This is a genomic window from Streptomyces sp. CBMA29 (assembly GCF_014596445.1).
Taxonomy (GTDB): Bacteria; Actinomycetota; Actinomycetes; order Streptomycetales; family Streptomycetaceae; genus Actinacidiphila.
Genome location: NZ_MECL01000075.1, coordinates 13,524 through 32,763, shown reverse-complemented (window position 1 = coordinate 32,763; position 19,240 = coordinate 13,524). Strand labels below are relative to the sequence as shown.

Here is a 19,240-nt window from a genome sequence, read left to right as displayed (position 1 = left end):
GCATCAGCCCCTTTCACCCCTGCCCTGCGACCGCCTTTCCCTCCGCCTTTCGCCCTACGCCCCCCCCCCCCCCCCCCCCCCCCCCCCCCCCCCCCCCCCCCCCCCCCCCCCCCCCCCCCCCCCCCCCCCCCCCCCCCCCCCCCCCCGGGCCCCCCCCCCCCCCCCCCCCCCCCCCCCCCCCCCCCCCCCCCCCCCCCCCCCCCCCCCCCCCCCACCCCCCCCCCCCCCCCCCCCCCCCCCCCCCCCCCCCAGCCGTCCGGCGTCCGCACGGCTGGGCGGGCCGGGCAGCACGGCGCGGGCGAAGAGCGCGCGGACCGCCGTACGCACCTCGACGACGGTGGCGCGCGCGGCCTCGTCGGCCGCGAACCGCGCCGCCGCGCCCGGCACTTCACCGAGAACACCGCTGAGCGCGTCGGCGTGCCCGCGCACCCACCGGGTCAGCCCGGCGGGGTCCGCGAGGTCGTCGGCGACGCCGCCGTGGCCGTCGTGCCGGATGGTGACGGCGAGGTCGAGCGCGAGATGATCTCCGGTCATGCCCTAATGCTATCGTCGTCGTAAGCCATTAACCAATGAGGGGGTACCTGTGTCCGACCTCCGCGAGATCCTGCGCGGTCTCGATGTGTTCGACGGCGACCTGCCGCCCTTCGACATCGCGGAACTGCCCACGGATCCGCATGAGTTGTTCATCGATTGGCTGCTGGCGGCCGTCGCGGCCGGGGTCCGCGAGCCGCACGCCATGACGGTCTCCACGCTGGGCGCCGACGGCGACCCCGCCGCCCGTGTACTCATCGTCAAGAACGTGTCGGCGGCGGGCTGGGAGTTCGCCTCCGACACCGACAGCCGCAAGGGCCGCGAACTGGCCGCCCACCCCGCGGCGGCGCTCACCTTCTACTGGTCGCCGCTCGCCCGCCAGGTACGGATCCGCGGCCGGGTCGAGACCGCGGGCCCCGAGGCGAGCGCGGCGGACTTCCTGGCCCGCTCCCCCGGTGCCCGCGCCGAAGCGCTGCTCGGCCGCCAGAGCACACCCCTGAGCGACCTGGCCACCCGCGACGCGGCGGTGCGGGAGGCCGCGGGGCGGATCGAGCGCGACCCGGACCTGGTGGCCCCCGGCTGGGCCCTCCACACGCTGCGCGCCGACAGCGTCGAGTTCTGGCAGGGCGATCGCGACCGCAGACACACCAGGGTCAACTACGTCCGCACCGAAGGCGGTTGGGAGCGAGGTCTGCTGTGGCCGTGACCGGACCCGCCACCGGCCCGACGACCGGAGGACCCGCGCTCGCGGCCGTGCTCGACGCGGGGCAGACCCGGCTGCGCACGCTGCTCGACGGCCTCGGCGACGACGCCGTCCGCGCCCCCAGCGCGCTGCCCGGCTGGACCCGCGGCCATGTCCTGACGCATGTCGAGGGCGTCGGCCTCGCGCTGGCCCGGCAGGCGCGCTACGCGCTGCGCGGCAAGCTGATCGAGGTGTACGACGGCGGTCGCAGCGGCCGGGACGCGGCCATCGAGGCCGGGCACGGCCGCTCCGCACCGGTGCTGACCGCCGCGCTCGGCGACGCGCTGGACGAGATCGAGGCGTCCTGGGCGGCCGTCGGCCCGGACGACTGGGACCGGCCGGTGAGCTACCGCGACGGCACGGTGACCACGGCGGCGCTCGCCTGGTGGCGCGAGCTGGAGATCCACACGGCGGACGCGCTGCTCGGCCCGACCCCGGCGGACTGGTCTCCCGAGTTGTGCACGCACCTGGTCGACTTCCTGTCCGCGCGGGCGCCGGACGGGATCCGGCTCACGCTCGGCACACCGGGGGACGCGCCGGACGACACCTGGTCGTTCACGCGGGGCCAGGGCACACCCGTGGTCGTACGGGGTCGGCTGACCGACCTGGCGGCCTGGCTGGCCGGACGGGTGCCGCCGCGAGCGCTGACCGGCGATCCGCTGCCGACGCTGGGCAGTTGGCCGTAGCCGGGCCGCTGACAACGGTGACCCGCGGCGGGCGGCGGAAGCCTCCCGGCCGCGGGTGGGCGGCGGCCGACGCCGTACGCCCGGGGCTGCCGCACTCAGGTGAGGTCGAATTCGCCGTCCCGCGCGCCCAGCACGAAGGCCCGCCACTCGGCGGGGGTGAAGATCAGCGCGGGCCCCTCGGGATGACGCCCGTCCCGCATCGCGATGTAGCCCTCGACAAAGGCGATCTGTACGTCGCCGGTGCCCTGGCTGCTGGAAAGCCACTCCGCGTCCGTCAAGTCGACCTGCGGCTTCTTCCCGTTGGCCAACGGCTGTCCGATGGTGCTTTCGGCCACGTCCGCTCTCCTCCCACGTCGTCGTCCGTCCTCCAGCCTATCCACCCGATCCGGAGCCCGCGCAAGTCCGCGGAAACCACCCGGCGCACGGCGTACTTCAGGTAGTGGGGGGCTCGCTGCCCACCACCCACATGGAGAAGAACTGCGACCCGCCGCCGTAGGCGTGTCCCAGGGCCCGTCTGGCGTCGGCGACCTGGTGTTCCCCTGCCTCGCCGCGTACCTGAAGGGCCGCCTCGGCGAAGCGGATCATGCCGGACGCGCCGATCGGGTTGGTGGACAGCACGCCGCCCGACGGGTTGACGGGCAGGTCGCCGCCCAGCTCCGTGACGCCGGACTCGGTGAGTTTCCAGCCCTCGCCCTCGTCGGCGAAGCCCAGATTCTCCAGCCACATCGGCTCGTACCAGGAGAAGGGCACGTACATCTCGACGGCGTCGATCTCGCGGCGCGGTTCGGTGATCCCGGCCTGCCGGAAGACGTCGGCCGCGCAGTCCCGGCCGGCCCGCGGGCTGACGTAGTCCTTGCCCGCGAACATCGTGGGTTCGCTGCGCATGGCGCCGCCGTGCATCCAGGCCGCCGGGCGCGGCGCCCGGTCCGCGCCCGCGGTGTCGGTGAGCACCATCGCGCAGGCGCCGTCGGAGGACGGGCAGGTCTCGGAGTAGCGGATCGGGTCCCAGAGCATCGGCGAGGAGCGCACCTTCTCCAGGGTGATGTCGGTTTCGTGCAGGTGCGCGTAGGGGTTGAGCAGGGCGTTGCGGCGGTCCTTGTAGGCGACCAGCGAGCCGACGGCGGCGGGCGCTCCGGTGCGGCGCATGTAGGCGCGTACGTGCGGTGCGAAGAAGCCGCCCGCGCCCGCCAGCAGGGGCTGCTGGAAGGGGATGGGCAGCGACAGGCCCCACATGGCGTTGGACTCCGACTGCTTCTCGAAGGCGACGGTGAGCACGGTGCGGTGGACGCGGGCGGCGACCAGTCCGGCGGCGACCAGCGCGGTGGAGCCGCCGACCGAACCCGCGGTGTGCACCCGCAGCATCGGCTTGCCGACCGCGCCGAGCGCGTCGGCCAGATACAGCTCCGGCATCATGACGCCCTCGAAGAAGTCGGGCGCCTTGCCGATCACGACGGCGTCGACGTCCGCCCAGTCCAGTTCGGCGTCGTCGAGCGCGCGGCGGGCGGCCTCGCGGACGAGTCCCGCGATGGACACGTCGTGGCGGGCGGCGACGTGTTTGGTCTGGCCGACGCCGACGACGGCCACGGGCTCCTTGGGCATGGGTTACTCCCCTTCCAGGACGGCCACGAGATTCTGCTGGAGGCAGGGGCCCGAGGTGGCGTGGGCCAGCGCGCGGTCCGAGTCGCCGCGGTGGATGCGGGCCGCCGCCTCGCCGAGCCTGATGAGCCCGGCGGCCATCATCGGATTGGCGGCGAGCGGCCCGCCCGACGGGTTGACGGCAACCTCGGAGCCGAGCCGCAGCGCCTTGCGCAGGACGACTTCCTGCGAGGTGAAGGGCGCGTGCAGCTCCGCGGTGTCCACGGGCGCGTCGAAGGCCCCGGCCCGCTCGGCCGCGAGCCGCGTCGAGGGCGAGTCGGTGAGGTCGCGCACCCCGAGCGAGGGCGCCTCGATGCGGTGGTCCATGCCCCGGATCCAGGCGGGCCGCGCGCACAGCCGCCGCGCGGTGTCCCCCGCCGCGAGCACCACGGCCGCGGCCCCGTCGCCGACCGGCGGGCAGTCGGCGCGGCGCAACGGGCGTACGACATAGGGGTCGTCGGCGGCGGGCGCGGTGCTGAGCTGCGCGTTCGGGTTGGTACGGGCGGCGGCGCGGCTGCGGGCGGCGATCCCGGCGAGCTCGCGCTCGTCGGTGGCTCCCGCGTCGATCAGCGCCTGGGCCTGGAGCGCGGCGAGCGCGACGGAGTCGGGCCACAGCGGCGCCATGTAGTACGGGTCGAGCTGCCGGGTGAGGACCGAACGCAGGTCGCCGGGCGAGGACTTGCCGTAGGAGTAGACCAGCGCGGTGTTGGCCTCGCCGGTGAGGATCCGCACCCACGCCTCGTACAGCGCCCAGGCGCCGTCGGTCTCGACGTGCGACTCGGAGATGGGCGGCCAGGCGCCGACCCCGTCCAGCGCCATGGTGAAGGAGAAGGCGCGTCCCGCGAGGTAGTCGGCGGAGCCCGAGCAGGTGAAGTCGATCTCACTGGTGGCCAGTCCGGTCTGCCCGAGTGCGTCGTGCAGGACGGGCATCAGCAGTTCGACCTCGGAGACCTCGTCGGTGCGCGCGCGGTGGCGGGACTGCGCGAAGGCGACGATGGCGACGTCGGGCATCTAGACCAGCTCCCGGTAGGTGTCGTATTCGGCGTCGGGCTCCCCGGTGGGGCGGTAATGGTCGGGGTAGCGTCCGCCCTCGGTCCAGACCGCCTCCACCCGCAGGCCCATCCGCACCTGGTCGTACGGCATTCCGGCGATCCGTCCGTGCAGCGGGAGGTCGGCGCCGTCGAGCGCGATGTGCGCGTAGACGTAAGGGACTTCTATGTCCATGGCCTTCAGGTGGGCGCTCTTGATGTTGACGATGCAGAAGGTGGTGACCGTGCCGCGCGGGCCGACCTCGACCTCTTCCGCGGTGGCGACGCCGCAGGTGGGGCAGGCGCCGCGCGGCGGGACGTAGACCTTGCGGCAGGACGGGCAGCGCTCGCCGACGATCCGCCGGTTTTCGGCGGCGCGCAGGTAGCCGGTCTGGGCGCGGCCGGGCGAGTAGGTGTAGTCGAGGCGGGCCGGGGCGACGATGCCGGTGACGGGGTCGGCGAAGGCGCCGTCGTGGGCGGTGGCCGCGCCTCGCGTACGGCCGTCGTCGTACGGCTCGAAGCAGGCGATGTCGGTGATGGCGCCCTGGCGTTGTCCGGCCCAGCGGATCGCGACGCGCATGCCGGTGCTCACGTCCTCGGGCGCGGCGGCGTCGAGCGCGTGCAGCAGGGCGGTGTCGGCGCCGTCGAGGCGGACCAGGACCCAGGCGAAGGGCGTGGCGAGCGGCTGGTTGGGGCGCGGGTCGGGATTCCAGGCCCAGGTGGTGACGGTGCCGGTGGCGCCGACCTCGACCAGGTCGCGCACCTCGGCCGCGGTGACCGGGTCGTACTCGACGGGGGGTACGAGGACGCGGCCCTCGGCGGTCCGCACGCCGAGCACGGTGCGCTCGCGCAGCCCGGTGAGGAAGGCGCTCTGCACGGGGCCGAGCGAGCGGGTGAAGGGGAATTCCACGACGAGCGGGGCGCTGAGCACGTCCGGTGCGTGGCCTGGTGTCATGGGCTGGCCTCCTGGGGTGGGGCGGCTCGTCGGGGTGGTTCCGGTGGGGGCAGTGAGCGGGGGTCGTCGACGCCGGGTGCCGGGGTTCAGGCGCGGCGGAAGACCGGCTGCCGCTTCTCGGCGAAGGCACGCGGTCCTTCCTTCGCGTCGGCGGTGGCGAACAGCGGCCAGCCGCGCTCGAGTTCGAGCTTCAGCCCCTCGGTCTCGGGCAGTTCCGCGGTGTCGTAGACGCTGGCCTTGACGGCCTCGACGGCCAGCGGGCCGTTGGCGTTGATCAGCTCCGCGGTCTCCAGGGCTCTGTCCAACGCGGTCCCGTCGGGCACGACATGGCCGATCAGGCCGATGTCGCGGGCCTCGTCGGCGCTGTACGGGCGGCCGGTCAGCAGCATCTCCAGCGCGTGGGTGCGGGCGATCTGCCGGGTGAGCCGTACGGTCGAGCCGCCGATCGGGAAGAGGCCGCGACGGACCTCGAACAGGCCGAAGACCGCGCTCTGTCCCGCGATCCGGATGTCGGTGCCCTGGAGGATCTCGGTGCCGCCCGCGACGCACGGGCCTTCGACCGCGGCGATCACGGGTTTGCGCGGCCGGTGATGCCGGAGCATCGCCTTCCAGTGCAGATCGGGGTCGTCCTTCAGCCGGGCCCGCGCCTGCGTGGCGGTCTCGTCGGCGCCCTCCGACAGCGCTTTGAGGTCCATCCCGGCACAGAAGGCGCCGCCCGCTCCGGTCAGCACGATCGAGCGGATCGCGTCGTCCTCGTCGGCCTCGACCCAGCCGTCGTACAGCCCGACGAGCATCGGCAGCGAGAACGCGTTGCGCGCCTGCGGCCGGTTCAGGGTGAGGACGAGGGTGGCGCCCGCGCGCTCCACGGTGAGGTGTTCCGTACCGCCCATCACGGTGCTCCTTCCGTCCGGTACTGGAACAGGTTGCAGTAGCCGCAGGCCGGGGACAAGGGTTTTCTGACTACTCGTCAGATTTGTTGGACGGGAACCCTTCCCACCGCACGCCCGGACCGCTCTAATGACCGCGAGCCCACCCCACCACTTCACCTTCATCCTCACCGACGACCGACGCGGGACCGCGCGGGACGGGAGACGCCGTGGAGTACAACCTTGCCGACCTCTTCGAGTCGGTCGTCGACGCCGTACCGGACCGGGAGGCGCTGGTGTACGTCGACCACCCCGGCACCGGTGCCGAGCGGCGGCTGACGTACGCGCAACTCGACGCGGCGGCCAACCGGCTCGCCCACCACCTCCTCGCGGCCGGCCTGCGCCCCGGCGAACACGTCGGACTGCACCTCTACAACGGAGTCGAATACCTCCAGACCGCCTACGCCTGCCTCAAGGCCCGCCTGGTGCCGGTCAACGTCAACTACCGCTATGTGGCCGATGAGTTGGTCTACCTCTACCGGGACGCCGACCTCGCGGCACTGGTCTTCGACGCCGAGTTCACCGACCGCGTGGCCGCGGCACTGCCGCAGGCGGAACGGCTGCGGCATCTGATCCGGGTGGGCGGCCCGACCGCCGCCGAGGACGCGGAATCCGCCCTGGAGACGGAGGAGTTCGCCGACGCGGTGGCAGCGGAGTCGCCCTTACGCGACTTCGGCCCGCGTTCGGCCGACGACCAGTTCGTCATCTACACCGGCGGCACCACCGGCATGCCCAAGGGCGTGATGTGGCGTCAGGAGGACCTGTTCTTCTCGGGGATGGGCGGTGGCGCCCCGACCGGCGAGCCGGTCAAACGGCCGGAGGAGCTGGCGGAGCGGGTCGCCGCCGGCGGCGAGGGCCTGGTCTTCTTCCCCACCCCGCCGCTGATGCACGGCACTTCCACGCTCACCGCCTTCATCGGCTTCCACTTCGGCCAGAAGGTGGTGATCCACCGGAAATTCGCGCCGGAGGAGGTGCTGCGCACCATCGCGAAGGAACGGGTCACCAGCGTCTCGCTGGTCGGCGACGCGATGCTCAGGCCGCTCGCGGACGCGCTGGCCGGACCGCTCCAAGGCACCGACTGCTCCTCGCTGTTCACCCTGTCCAGCTCGGGCGCGGTGATGTCGCGGACGGTCAGGGACCAGTTCCAGTCGCTGGTGCCCGGGGTGCTGATCCTCAACAACTTCGGCTCGTCGGAGTCCGGTTTCAACGGCACCGCGACGGCCGACGCGGGCCCCGACCGCGGCTTCCGCATCTCGGTCGACTCGCACATCGCGGTGGTCGACCCGGCCACGCTCGAACCGGTGACCGGCGCGGCGCCCGGCCGTATCGCGCTGCGCGGCCACGTACCGCTCGGCTATTACAACGACCCCGCCGCGTCCGCGGCGACCTTCTTCCGGCGGGACGGCGAACGCTGGGTACTGCTCGGCGACATGGCCACCGTGGACGAGGACGGCGTGGTGACGGTCCTCGGACGGGGTTCGCAGTGCATCAACACCGGTGGCGAGAAGGTCTATCCGGAGGAGGTCGAGGAGGCGCTCAAGGCGCATCCCGACGTCTACGACGCGCTGGTGGCGGGGGTGCCGGACGAGCGCTGGGGCCACCGCGTGGCGGCGGTGGTGCAGCCGCGCGACGGGGCGGACCCGCTCACCCTTGAGGACGTGCAGGCGCACTGCCGCGCCCGGCTCGCCGGGTACAAGATCCCGCGCAGTCTGGTGGTGACCGACCGCATCCAGCGCTCCCCCAGCGGCAAGGCCGACTACCGGTGGGCCCGTTCGATCGTCGTACAGGGGGCCGGATCCGGCGGGTAGGGTCCGATCATGACCGTACATGATCACCAACGCGGCGCCGGGCGGAACTCCGGCCGCGAGTCCCCGCATGCGCCGCGCTCCGCCCTGTCCCCACTGTCCACCGGCCTCGACCCGGCCCGCACCGCGCTGGTGCTGGTCGACCTCATGGACCGGATCGTCGCGTTACCCCTGGCTCCGCACAGCGGGCCCGACGTGCTCACCGCCGCGTGCGGCCTCGCCACGTCCTTCCGGGACGCGGGCGCGACGGTCGTCGCCGTCCGCGCGCAGCGCACCGGTCCCGCCGAACAGCCGCCGGGCAGCGGCCTGGTGGAGGGGGTGGCGCGGGACGGCGACGTGCTCGTCGTGAAGCGGACCATCGGCGCCTTCCACGACACCGGCCTCCACGACCGGCTCCAGGAGCGCGGCATCGACACCCTCGTCCTGGCCGGGATAGCCACCAACATGGGCGTGGAGTCCACCGCGCGGGCCGCCGCCGACCACGGCTACCGGCTGGTCTTCGCCGAGGACGCGATGTCCGGCCTCACCGCCGCCGAGCACCGGGCGACGGTCTCCCTCGACTTCCCCCGGTTCGGCACCGTCGTCTCCGCCGCGGAGGTGGGATTCGCCGGTCCCGCCTGAACCCGCCGGTCCTCGTGACCCTAGGGCGTGTTCGGTCCGCCGTCGGTCGCCGCGCCCTGGGCGAGGTCGGCGACCACGGCCGCGTGGTCGGAGGGCCAGACGCCGTCGATCCGGCGGTCACCGGCCCGGTGGGCGCGCTGGACGGCGCCGCGCGTGCCTCCGGCCGTCGGCATGCCGACGAAGATGTAGTCGAGGCAGGTGGGCCGGTTGCCGAAGTTGGCCGAGTCCTGCCGGGTGATGTCCCAGGTGCCGTTCGGCAGCGCGGGGTCGGCGAACCGCCAGGCGTCGACCAGCACGAGCCCGGGAACGGCGGGGGCCGTCCGGTAGCCGCCCATCAGCCGGATCTCGTCGAAGTCCGGTTCCGCGTTGAAGTCCCCGGTGACAACGGGCGGATGTCCGCCGGTCGACCGCTCGGCCACGAAGGCGGCCAGCTCCCGCACCTGGAGGCAGCGGGCCGCGGAGTCGGCGGCCCCGGAGTTGAGGTGGGTGGTGAAGAAGGGCAGCGGGCCGCCGGGCGCGTCGATCAGCGTGTGCAGGGCCGTCTTGCCGTCGTCGGCGGCGGCGCCCGCGGGCAGCCGACGCTCGGCGGTCTCCAGGATCGGGTGGCGGCTGAGCACCGCGACCCCGACGTCGACGGTGGTGTCACCGCCGTTGCGCCCGTGCCAGCGGTCCTGCACCGGGGCGCGCGACCAGGCCCACTCCATGCCCAGTTCGTCCGCCAGCCACCCGGCCAGATTCCCGTCCGCGCTCCCCCACACCTCCTGGAGGCCCACGACGTCCGGCCGGACGTCGGCCAGTGTCCGCACGATCGCGTCCCGCCGCTCGCGCCAGTTCCCGAACCGCCACCAGAGATTCCAGGTCATGACGCGGGTGGTGTCCGCCGCGCCGGAGCCGCCGCCGGACCTGCCGTCGAAGCCCGTGTCCGAGCCGCTGCCGATATCCACTCGCCGGTTCCCCTCGCCGCGCCTACCGTGTCGGGATGTCCACTGAGGTGATCATTCTCAACGGCGGATCGAGTTCCGGGAAGTCCGGGATCGCCCGCTGCCTGCAAGATGTGCTGCCGCGGCCCTGGCTGACCTTCGGCTGCGACACCCTGGTCGACGCGCTGCCCGCCGCGATGCGCACCTCGCAGGACCCCGAGGGCGGCATCGGCTTCGGACCCGACGGCTCGGTGTCGGTCGGCGACGACTTCCGACGGCTGGACATCGCCTGGGCGCGGGGCATCGGGGCGATGGCCCGCGCGGGGGCCAGGATCGTCGTGGACGAGGTCTTCCTCGGCGGGCCCGACTCCCAGCAGCGCTGGCGCACCGCCCTGACCGGACTCGACGTGCTGTGGGTCGGGGTGCGCTGCGACCCCGAGGTGGCGGCGGCCCGCGAGGCCGGACGCGGCGACCGCGCCACCGGCATGGCCCGCGCCCAGGCCGACCTCGTCCACCGCGGTGTGCGCTACGACCTGGAGGTCGACACCAGCCGCACGAAATCGCTGGCCTGCGCCCGTACGATCGCCGCCCGCGTCACCGGCTGACCGCTGCCGGGCACCGGACGCCGGGCGCTCACGACGGCTCCCGTCGTCGGACGGCACCGACCGTTCCCGTCGGGCCTCAGCCCTGCGCGCCGGCCGCCGGCCGAGCGGCCGGGACCGGGGACAGGAAGGCCCGCACCTCGCGGAGGAAATCGTCCGGGCGCTCGTCGTGGATCATGTGACCGGCCTCGATGGTGACCAGGCGGCAGTCGGGGATGCGGTCGGCGACCCGGGCGAGCTGGTCCTGGCGCAGGTGGCTGCTCGGGCCGCCCGCGACGAGCAGGGTGGGCGCGGTGATCGCGGTCAGATCGCGCCACCAGGCCAGGTCGGGGTCGTTGCGCTGTGCGGCGACGGCGGGCAGCAGGCACCAGTCGTACGTGCTCGGCTCGTCGGGAGCGGCGGTCGGGACGGGCCGCGGCGGGTCGGCGGGGAAGGGCACCGGGCCCTCTTCGAGGACCAGTCGGCGTACCGCGCGCGGTCGTGCCATGGCGACGAGCGACGCGGTCATCGCGCCCAGCGAGTGGCTGACCACCGTCACCCGCCGCAGGCCCAGAGCGTCGAGGAAGCCGAGCACGTCGTCCCGCAGCAGTTCGAAGGAGTACGTGCCGGGGTGCTCGCTCGCGCCGTGGCCGCGCAGGTCGGGCGCGTACGTGCGCCAGCCGTCGGCGGCCAGCGCGTCCGACACCGCGCGCCAGGACGTACGGTCCTCGCCCAGCGCGTGCAGCAGCAGGAGCGGCGGCCCGTCCGCCGGACCGGCCACCTCGTAGACGAGCCGCACACCGTTCGCCTCGACGTTCGCAATCTCACCCATACGCCGAGGCTACGTCGCCGCGGGGCCGCTCACAGCGGACGTTCGCGCTCGGCCCAATACGGCTCGCGGAGCCGTCGCTTGTAGAGCTTGCCGTTGGGGTCGCGGGGCATCTCGGCGACGAAGTCGACGGTCTTGGGCCGTTTGTACCCGGCCAGTTTCCGGCCGCAGTGTTCGAGGATGTCGTCCGCGAGCGCCGGTCCCGGCTCGTGTCCGGGGGCGGCCTCGACCACGGCCTTGACCTCCTCGCCCCACTCGTCGTGCGGAATGCCGAAGGCGGCGGCGTCGGCGACGGCGGGGTGGGTGAGGAGGGCCGCCTCGATCTCGGCGGGGTAGATGTTGACGCCGCCGGAGATGATCAGGTCGATCTTGCGGTCGCGCAGGAAGAGGTAGCCGTCCTCGTCGAGATAGCCGAGGTCGCCGACGGTGAAGAAGTCGCCGATCCGGTGGGACCGGGTCTTGGCCGCGTCCTTGTGGTAACTGAAGCCGCCGGTCTTCATGTTGATGTAGACGGTGCCGACCTCGCCGGGCGGCAGCCGGTTCCCGGCGTCGTCGTGGATGGCGATCTCGCTGATCGGCCAGGACCGCCCGACGGTGCCGGGCTTCTTCAGCCACTCCTGCGCGGTGGCGAAGGTGCCGCCGCCCTCGCTGGCCGCGTAGTACTCCTCCACGCACGGGCCCCACCACTCCAGCATCGCGCGCTTGACGTGGTCGGGGCAGGGCGCGGCGCCGTGGATCGCGTGCCGCATGGACGTCACGTCGTAGCGCCCCCGTACGTCCTCCGGCAGGGCCAGCAGCCGGTGGAACTGTGTGGGGACCATGTGCGTGTGGGTGCAGCGGTAGCGGTCGATGACGCGCAGCATCTCCTCCGGCGTCCACTTGTCCATCAGCACCACCGGGTGCCCGATGTGCAGGGCGGCGCCCGCGAATTGCAGCACGGCGGTGTGGTAGAGCGGTGAGCAGACGAGGTGGACGTTGCCGTCGAAGGGCTTGATCCCGAAGATCCCGAGGAATCCGCCGAGATACGTCTCCTCGGGCGGCTTGCCCGACAGCGGGCGGCGGATGCCGCGCGGGCGGCCGGTGGTGCCCGAGGTGTAGTTCATGACCCAGCCGCTGGTCCTGCCGTCGGGCGCGGTGGCGGGCTGTCCCGCGAGCAGGTCGGCGAAGGGGCGGAAACCGTCGATGTCGCCGACCGCGTACCGCCGGTCCAGGGGAAACCCCGCCTCGTCGGCCGCCTCGCGGGCGGCCTCGGCGAAGCGCTCGTGCGTGATCAGCACCTTGGCGCCGGAGTCGGCGAGTATCCAGCCGATCTCGGGGGCCACGAAGTGGTGGTTGACGGGCACCAGGTAGAAACCGGCCTGGAAGGCGGCGAGATAGGCGGTGAAGAACTCGACGCCGTTGGGCAGGACGACGGCGAAGGCGTCACCGGGCTCCAATCCGGCCGCGCGCAGCCCGTGCACGAGCCGGTTGGACGCGGCGTGCAGCCGCTCGGCGCTCCACCGCTCGCCGTCGGGCGCGGTGAGAACGGTGCGGCCCGGGTCCTGTTCGGCCTGTGCCCAGAAGCCGTTGGGCGTGGACGTGCTCATCCGGTCCTCCTCAGCGGTCGTGTCTGCCGGAGCAGACCTGTCGTGCGCGTGCGGGCGTTCAGCCCTGGTCACGCCCTGAGCCGGGGGCGGCGCCGTCCTGCGCGCCGCGTCCGGCGATACGGTTCAGCCGGTCCATCGCGCGCTCGAAACCGCGCGTGAGGTCGTCGAAGACGGCCTGGACGGGGCGCTCCTCGGTCATCGCGCCGACGATCTGGCCGACCGGTGTGCCGAGCAGCGGGCCGACCTCGTAGCGCTGGATGCGGGAGACGGCGTCGGCGACCAGCAGGCCCTGGAGCGGCATCGGCAGGGTGCCGGGGCCCGCCGGGTCCTCCCAGGCGTCGGTCCACTCGGTGCGGAGCTGGCGGGCGGGTTTGCCGGTGAGGGCACGGGAGCGGACGGTGTCGCCCGAGCCCGCGGCGAGCAGCTTGCGGGTGAGGGCGGGCGAGTGCAGATCGGCCTCGGTGACGGTGAGCCAGACCGAACCGAGCCAGACGCCCTGCGCGCCCAACGCCAGCCCGGCGGCGACCTGTTCGCCGGTGCCGATGCCGCCTGCCGCGAGCACCGGCAACGGGCCGACGGCGCGCACCACTTCGGGGACGAGCACCATGCCCGCGATCTCTCCGGTGTGGCCGCCCGCCTCGTAGCCCTGGGCGACCACGATGTCGATGCCCGCCTCCTGGTGGTGCCGCGCGTGCCGGGCGCTGCCGGCGAGCGCGGCGACCAGCACACCGTGGTCGTGGGCCCGGCGCACGATGTCGGCGGGCGGTGAGCCCAGCGCGTTGGCGAGCAGCTTGATCGGGTAGTCGAAGGCGACGTCGAGCTGGTCGCGGGCGACCTTCTCCATCCAGCCGGTGATCCGCCAGCCCGCGCGCTCGTCGGCGGCGAGCGCGGGAACGCCGTGTTTGGTCAGCAACCCCTCGACGTAGGCGCGGTGTTCCGGCGGGATCATCGCCTCGACGTCCGCCTCGGTGACTCCCTCGACCTTCTTCGCGGGCATCACCACGTCGAGGCCGTACGGCAGTCCGTCGGTGTGCCCGTCCAACCAGTCGAGGTCGCGGACGAGTTCGTCGGGGGCGGAGTAGCGCACCGCGCCCAGGACGCCCAGGCCGCCCGCGCGGCTGATCGCGGCGGCGACCGCGGGGAACGGCGTGAAGCCGAAGACGGGGTACTCGATGCCCAGCCGTGTGCTCAGCTCGGTCTCCATGGGGGGCAGGATGCCGCAGCCGGTGTGGAGAGGGAAGAGATTTTCTGACGCAGTGTCAGATTTCTGCGACCGGCACCCGTCACGCGAGGCCGCGACACCCGAGCGCGTCCCGCCCGCGGCAGCGTCCCCCGTCACGCCGACCGCGGTCCCCGGCCGCCCCCGTCACCTCAGCGGCTGTCCCCGCTACCGTCACGTCAGCGGCTGTCCCCGCCCGCGTCGCCGCGCCGTACCGTCATCACCGCCGCCGCGACCGCGGTCGCCGCCAGGATCGCGGCAGCGGTGCCGAGGGCGGCCTGCGCGGCGGCGCGCGGTGCGCCGTCCCCCGCGAGGTAGACGCCGCCGATGACGGCGACGCCGATGGTGCCGCCGAGTTGCTGGACGGCGTTGAGCAGCCCGGCGGCCGAGCCGGTCTCCTGCCGGCCGACGCCGCTCAGCGCGGTGGTGAAGAACGGCGGGGTGAACAGCCCGGTGCCCAGGCCCGCGACAGCGAGCGCGAACAGCAGCGCCGTCGGGTACGCGCCGGGCGCGGCGGACCGGTAGGCGAGGACCGCGCCGCCGATCCCGACAGCGAGGAAGGCGATCCCGGCGTGCATGACGCGGGTCCCGTAGCGCGGGACCAGACGGCCGCCCGCGGCCACCGACCCCGCGGACAACCCGACCGACCAGGGCAGCATGGTCAGTCCCGCGGTGAGCGGGCCGCGGTGCAGGCCCAGTTCGAGGTGGAGGACCACCGTGATCATGACGCCGTTCATGACGGCGAAGAACAGCGTGGAGGTGGCGAGCGCGGCGGGAAAGGCACGGCCGCGCAGCAGGGCCGGTTCGATCAGCGGCGCCCCGCCGCCGCGCGCGGTGCGCCGCTGGTGGACGACGAACAGCGCCAGTACGGCGGCGCCGACGGCCGCCGCCGCCCATCCGGCCGCTCCGGGAGAGCCGGTGGCCAGCGGGCACACCACCAGCGCGGTGCCCGCCATGGCCAGCGCCGTCCCCACCGGGTCGAGGCGCGGCCGGACCGGGGCACGGTCCTCGCGCAGCCGTCGCGCGACGGCCAGCACGACGACGGCGAGCGGGACGTTGACCACGAAGCAGGCGCGCCAGGACGAGCCGAACAGGTCGGCGTGCGTCAGGACCCCGCCGAGCACCGGGCCCAAGACCGCGGACAGGCCCATCACCGGGCCGATCGTGCCCAGCGCCTTGGACAGTTCGTCGCCGTCGAACATCGCGCGGATCAGGCCGAAGGTCTGCGGGATGATCAGCGCCGCCGCCGCGCCTTGCAGCGCGCGCAGCCCGATCAGCGCCTCGGGGGTCGGCGCGAGCGCGCACGCCAGCGACGTGACGGCGAAGGCCGTCACCCCGGTCCGGAAGACCCGGCGGCGGCCCGCGATGTCGCCGAGCCGGGCGCCGGTCAGCAGCCCGAGCGCGAACGCGAGGGTGTAAGCGGCGCTGAACCACGGGATGGCGGCCGCCGCACCGCCGAGATCGGTGTGGATGACCGGGCCCGCGACCTGCACGATCGTGGCGTCCAGCAGATTCATCGCCTCCGCGACCAGCACGGCGGCCAGCGCGATCCACCGCCAGGGGTACGCGGGCGGCGGTACGGAACCGGCCGCCGGTCCGGCCGCCGTAGCGGGGCCCTCGGTCACGGCGGACGCGCCGTGCGGGCCGTACGCGTCATGCGGGCCGTACGTGTCATGCGGGTCGTGACCTGTGCTGCGGGACATGCCTCTCCCCTGCGGGTACGGGTGCGTGGTCCGTCGTCCGTGCGCGTGGTCCGTCTCGCGACGCCCCGGCCCCGTGACCGACGACCACCACCGTCCCGCCCGGACCGCACCCGCTTCCATCCCCATGGCAGAATTCGATGATTACTTCCATCAAGGTCGGCTGACATGGCGAACGCACTCGCGCTGGACGATCTGGACCGTGGCCTGATCCACGCCCTGCAAGTGGACGGCCGGGCGCCGTTCACGCTCGTCGCGGACGTCCTCGGCTGCTCCACCCAGACCGTCGTACGCCGCTACCGTCGCCTGTACGCGCACGCGGGCCTTCGGGTGGTCGCGCTGCCCGCGCCGCGCAGCGCCGGTATCCACCAGTGGTTCGTACGGCTGACCGCCGCCACGCGCGCCGCGCACGACATCGCGGTCGCGCTCGCCCGGCGCCCCGACACCTCGTGGGTGCGGCTGACCTCGGGCGGCACCGAGATCGTCGCGATCATCCACACCGCGCCCGCGGGCCCCGACGCGCACGCGCTGCTGCTGCGCGACATCCCCCGTACCGCCGGGATCACCGCGGTGTCCGCGCACTACCTCCTGCACACCTACGTCGGCGGACCGACCGCCTGGCACGGACGGGTCGGTGTCCTGGACGCCGCACAGCGCGCGCGGCTGCGCACCGAGAGCGCCGCCGAGGAACCCGACAGCTCCCCCTGTCTGCTCACCGGCTCCGATCGGCTCCTGCTGGACGCGCTGCGCGACGACGCCCGGATCAGCTACGCGGACCTCGCCGCCGCGACCGGTTCCACGGCCGCCACCGTCGCCCGCAGACTCACCGAACTGCGCACGCGCGGCGCGCTCTTCCTCGACGTGGACATCGAGCCCGCGGTACTGGGCGTGACCGTGTCGGCGCTGCTGTGGATGCAGGTGAAGCCCGCGCATCTGGACGCGGTCGCCACGGAGTTGGCCGGGCACCAGGAGCTGGCGATGGTCGCGGCGACGACCGGGCCGACGAATCTGGTCGCGCAGGCGCTGTGCGGGGACGCGGAGGAACTGCACCGCTATCTGACCCGCAAGGTCGCGCTCGACCCGGTCGCGCGGATCGAGACGGCGCCGGTCCTGCGCACCTACAAGGCCGCCGCGACGCTGCGGATCGGCTGAGGACGGGGCCGAAGGGCCGGGCCGGGCCGGACACGCCGCTCACAACCGCTCGGGCGCGCCCTGCTGTTGGGCGGAGACACGGCGGTACAGGGCCTGCGCCTCGGCGGTCCTGCCGAGCTGTTCCAGGCAGTGCGCCTCGTCGTTGCGACTGGTGAGGGTGTCGGAGTGGTCGGCGCCCAGCACCCGCTCACGCGTCTCGGCGACCTCGTGGTAGACGGCGAGCGCGGTCGACCAGCGGCCCAGCCAGCCCAGGCCCACCGCTGTCTCCCGCTTGCTGACGAGGGTGTCGGGGTGCTCCGCGCCCAGTACCCGCTCGCGCACCGCCGCCACGTCGCGCGCCTCGGCCAGCGCCCGGTCCCAGTGGCCGAGCCGTCCCAGATTGACCCCGAGCGCGTGCCGGGCCCGCAGCGTCTCGGCGTCGGTGGAGCCCCCGGTCCTGGTCCTGGCCTCGACCAACTCCTCGTACAGCGCGAGAGCGTCGCCGCTGCGGCCGAGCCGTCCGAGGCAGATGCCGGTCTCGTAGCGCGCGGCCAGCGTGTCGGAGTGGTCGGCGCCCAGCACCCGGGCGCGCGCGGCGGCCACGTCACGGTAGGTGGCCAGGGCCTCGGCCCAGCGGCCCGCACGGCCCTGCGCGTAGCCGACCTCGAAGCGGGTCACCAGCGTCTCGGCGTGATCGGCGCCCAGCACCCGCGCGCGGGCGTCCGCGACCTCGACGGCCATCGCGTACGACTCGTCCGTCCGGCCGAGACGTCCCAGGTTGAAGGCGAGATTGTGCTTGCAGTGCAGGGTGTCGGGGTGGTCCGCGCCGACCGTGCGCTCGCGCGCCGCCAGCACGGCGGAGTAGATCTGGTGGGCCTCCAGGTAACGACCGAGGCCGCCCAGCGCGTACGCGGCCTCGTGCCTGGCCACCAGCGTGTCCGGGTGGTCGGGGCCGAGGACCCGGCGGCGTACGTCCGAGATGTACTCGTACAGCCGCAGCGACTCCTCGGTGCGGCCGAGCCTGCCCAGGCAGAAGGCGGCCTCGTGGCGGCTGGCCAGGGTGTCGGGGTGCTCGGTGCCGAGCGCGCGGTCGCGGGCGGCGGCGACGGAGGTGTGCAGTTCGTACGCCTGCCGCCAGTTGCCGACCCGGCCGAGGTCGATGCCCTCGGTGTGCCGGGCGACCAGCGCGGCCAGGGTGTCGGGGCCCGCGGCGGCGACGACCACGCGGGTGGACCAGGCGCCGGTGAGTTCGTGGTGCGGCGCCTCGGGGATGCGGTGGGCGCGGGTGGAGCGCGCGGCGGAGCCGGTGGTCAGTCCGCTGGCCCAGGACGGCAGCGCCGAGGGACGCTCGGCGGCGGCAGCGCCGGCCGCCGCCCGCATGGCCTTGAGCCGGCCGCCGACGTCCGCGGCGTCCTGCGGGCGGTCCTCCGGGTCCTTGGCGAGCAGGTCGAGGATCAACCGGTCCAGTTCTGCGGGGAGTTCCGGCCGCGTCATCCGGGGCGGGTCGGGCGCGGTGTCACGGTGCCCGACCAGGATCGACCAGGCGTCCTCCAGGTCGAACGGCGGCCGTCCGGTGGCCAGTTCGTACAGCACGCAGCCCAACGAGTAGAGGTCGCTGCGCTGGTCGACCTCGGAGACCGCGCCGATCTGCTCGGGCGACATGTAGTGCGGGGTGCCCATCGCCATGCCGGTGCCGGTGAGCCGGGAGGTGAAGCCGATGTCGTGGCCGAGCCGGGCGATGCCGAAGTCGCAGATCTTCACCGCGCCGTCGCTGAGCCGCATGATGTTGGCCGGTTTCAGGTCGCGGTGCACGATGCCCTGGGTGTGCGTGTACGCGAGGGCGTCCGCGACCTGCTCGGCGATGTCGGTGATGTCGGGGACCGGCAGCGGATGGCGCCGCGCGTCGTCCAGCACCTGGAGCAGATTGCGGCCGTCGAGCAGTTCCATCACCAGGTAGAGGACGCCGTCGTGTTCGCCGAAGTCGTGCACGACGGTGACCCCGCGGTGCTGGAGGGACGCCGCGACGCGGGCCTCGCGGCGGAAGCGCTCCTGGAGGATGCGGGTGAATCCCGCGTCGCCCGCGTGGCCGACCGGTTTCAGGCACTTCACCGCGACCCGGCGGCCCAGCGACTCGTCCAGCGCACGCCAGACCTCGCCCATGCCGCCGCGGCCGATCAGTTCGTGCAGCCGGTACCGCCCCTGGATGAGGGTCCCCAGTCCCTCGGGGCCGTTCCCCTGCCCGCGTCCCGGTCCGTGTCCCTGCTCGTGTCCCTGCTGGTAGGTCTGTTCGCGTCCCTGGCCGTGTCCGTCGTGATGTCCAGCCGCCATCGCCTGCCGCCGCCCCC

17 protein-coding genes and 1 pseudogene are annotated in these 19,240 nt (G+C 73.8%); 6 read left to right on the top strand and 12 right to left on the bottom strand.

The genetic code is table 11. The annotated features are described in order from the left end of the window. Window positions 1-249: 249 nt before the first annotated feature. Window positions 250-534 (bottom strand): annotated as a pseudogene (locus BGM09_RS37595) (ABATE domain-containing protein); the annotation flags it as partial. A gap of 49 nt (window positions 535-583) precedes the next feature. On the opposite strand from BGM09_RS37595, the gene BGM09_RS11720 reads away from it, so the two are divergent. Then, a complete protein-coding gene (locus tag BGM09_RS11720) occupies window positions 584-1,237 on the top strand; it encodes a pyridoxal 5'-phosphate synthase (RefSeq protein ID WP_188281450.1) in 654 nt (217 codons plus the stop codon). Beyond that, a complete protein-coding gene (locus BGM09_RS11715; RefSeq protein WP_188281449.1) occupies window positions 1,234-1,959 on the top strand; it encodes a maleylpyruvate isomerase family mycothiol-dependent enzyme in 726 nt (241 codons plus the stop codon). The genes BGM09_RS11720 and BGM09_RS11715 overlap by 4 nt, the downstream gene beginning before the upstream one ends. 95 nt (window positions 1,960-2,054) lie before the next feature. Here the strand turns inward: BGM09_RS11715 and BGM09_RS11710 are convergent, their stop codons facing one another. From BGM09_RS11710 to BGM09_RS11690, 5 genes are all read right to left on the bottom strand, one after another. Beyond that, the gene (locus BGM09_RS11710; RefSeq protein ID WP_188281448.1) at window positions 2,055-2,294 is read right to left on the bottom strand and encodes a DUF397 domain-containing protein; all 240 of its coding nucleotides are present in this window, start codon (window positions 2,292-2,294) and stop codon (window positions 2,055-2,057) included. Window positions 2,295-2,391: 97 nt separating this feature from the next. Beyond that, window positions 2,392-3,558, bottom strand: a complete 1,167-nt coding sequence (locus tag BGM09_RS11705) for a thiolase domain-containing protein (RefSeq protein ID WP_188281447.1) — start codon at window positions 3,556-3,558, stop codon at window positions 2,392-2,394. 3 nt (window positions 3,559-3,561) lie between these two features. Next, complete coding sequence (locus tag BGM09_RS11700; RefSeq protein WP_188281446.1) at window positions 3,562-4,605, bottom strand: thiolase domain-containing protein; 1,044 nt, start codon at window positions 4,603-4,605, stop codon at window positions 3,562-3,564. Continuing rightward, on the bottom strand, window positions 4,606-5,577 hold the full coding sequence (locus BGM09_RS11695; RefSeq protein ID WP_188281445.1) for an OB-fold nucleic acid binding domain-containing protein: 972 nt from the start codon (window positions 5,575-5,577) through the stop codon (window positions 4,606-4,608). It lies immediately after the preceding gene. 86 nt (window positions 5,578-5,663) lie between these two features. After that, the gene (locus BGM09_RS11690) at window positions 5,664-6,467 is read right to left on the bottom strand and encodes a crotonase/enoyl-CoA hydratase family protein (RefSeq protein ID WP_188281444.1); all 804 of its coding nucleotides are present in this window, start codon (window positions 6,465-6,467) and stop codon (window positions 5,664-5,666) included. A 206-nt stretch (window positions 6,468-6,673) separates the two neighbouring features. On the opposite strand from BGM09_RS11690, the gene BGM09_RS11685 reads away from it, so the two are divergent. Beyond that, window positions 6,674-8,311, top strand: coding sequence for an acyl-CoA synthetase (locus BGM09_RS11685; protein WP_188281443.1), 1,638 nt, complete (start codon window positions 6,674-6,676; stop codon window positions 8,309-8,311). 9 nt (window positions 8,312-8,320) lie between these two features. Further along, window positions 8,321-8,929: an isochorismatase family protein gene (locus BGM09_RS11680; RefSeq protein ID WP_188281442.1), complete on the top strand. Its 609-nt coding sequence runs from the start codon at window positions 8,321-8,323 to the stop codon at window positions 8,927-8,929. A 20-nt stretch (window positions 8,930-8,949) separates the two neighbouring features. On the opposite strand, the gene BGM09_RS11675 is transcribed toward BGM09_RS11680, so the two are convergent. Then, complete coding sequence (locus BGM09_RS11675; protein ID WP_188281454.1) at window positions 8,950-9,792, bottom strand: endonuclease/exonuclease/phosphatase family protein; 843 nt, start codon at window positions 9,790-9,792, stop codon at window positions 8,950-8,952. Between the two features lie 116 nt (window positions 9,793-9,908). Here BGM09_RS11675 and cpt point away from each other — a divergent pair, with 116 nt between their 5' ends. Continuing rightward, a complete protein-coding gene (gene cpt / locus BGM09_RS11670) occupies window positions 9,909-10,454 on the top strand; it encodes a chloramphenicol phosphotransferase CPT (RefSeq protein ID WP_188281441.1) in 546 nt (181 codons plus the stop codon). Between the two features lie 76 nt (window positions 10,455-10,530). Here cpt and BGM09_RS11665 read toward each other — a convergent pair whose 3' ends face one another. The 4 genes from BGM09_RS11665 to BGM09_RS11650 form a co-directional block, all read right to left on the bottom strand. Beyond that, window positions 10,531-11,262, bottom strand: coding sequence for an alpha/beta fold hydrolase (locus tag BGM09_RS11665; protein WP_188281440.1), 732 nt, complete (start codon window positions 11,260-11,262; stop codon window positions 10,531-10,533). A gap of 29 nt (window positions 11,263-11,291) precedes the next feature. Then, window positions 11,292-12,845 (bottom strand): acyl-CoA synthetase, encoded by a 1,554-nt coding sequence (locus BGM09_RS11660; RefSeq protein WP_188281439.1) that lies wholly within the window; start codon window positions 12,843-12,845, stop codon window positions 11,292-11,294. Between the two features lie 58 nt (window positions 12,846-12,903). Then, window positions 12,904-14,049, bottom strand: coding sequence for an NAD(P)H-dependent flavin oxidoreductase (locus BGM09_RS11655; RefSeq protein ID WP_188281438.1), 1,146 nt, complete (start codon window positions 14,047-14,049; stop codon window positions 12,904-12,906). Window positions 14,050-14,243: 194 nt separating this feature from the next. Then, window positions 14,244-15,767, bottom strand: a complete 1,524-nt coding sequence (locus tag BGM09_RS11650) for an MFS transporter (RefSeq protein WP_188281437.1) — start codon at window positions 15,765-15,767, stop codon at window positions 14,244-14,246. Between the two features lie 165 nt (window positions 15,768-15,932). On the opposite strand from BGM09_RS11650, the gene BGM09_RS11645 reads away from it, so the two are divergent. Beyond that, a complete protein-coding gene (locus BGM09_RS11645; RefSeq protein WP_188281436.1) occupies window positions 15,933-16,916 on the top strand; it encodes an Lrp/AsnC family transcriptional regulator in 984 nt (327 codons plus the stop codon). Between the two features lie 39 nt (window positions 16,917-16,955). Here BGM09_RS11645 and BGM09_RS11640 read toward each other — a convergent pair whose 3' ends face one another. Continuing rightward, window positions 16,956-19,223, bottom strand: a complete 2,268-nt coding sequence (locus BGM09_RS11640; protein ID WP_223186678.1) for a serine/threonine-protein kinase — start codon at window positions 19,221-19,223, stop codon at window positions 16,956-16,958. Window positions 19,224-19,240: the final 17 nt, after the last annotated feature.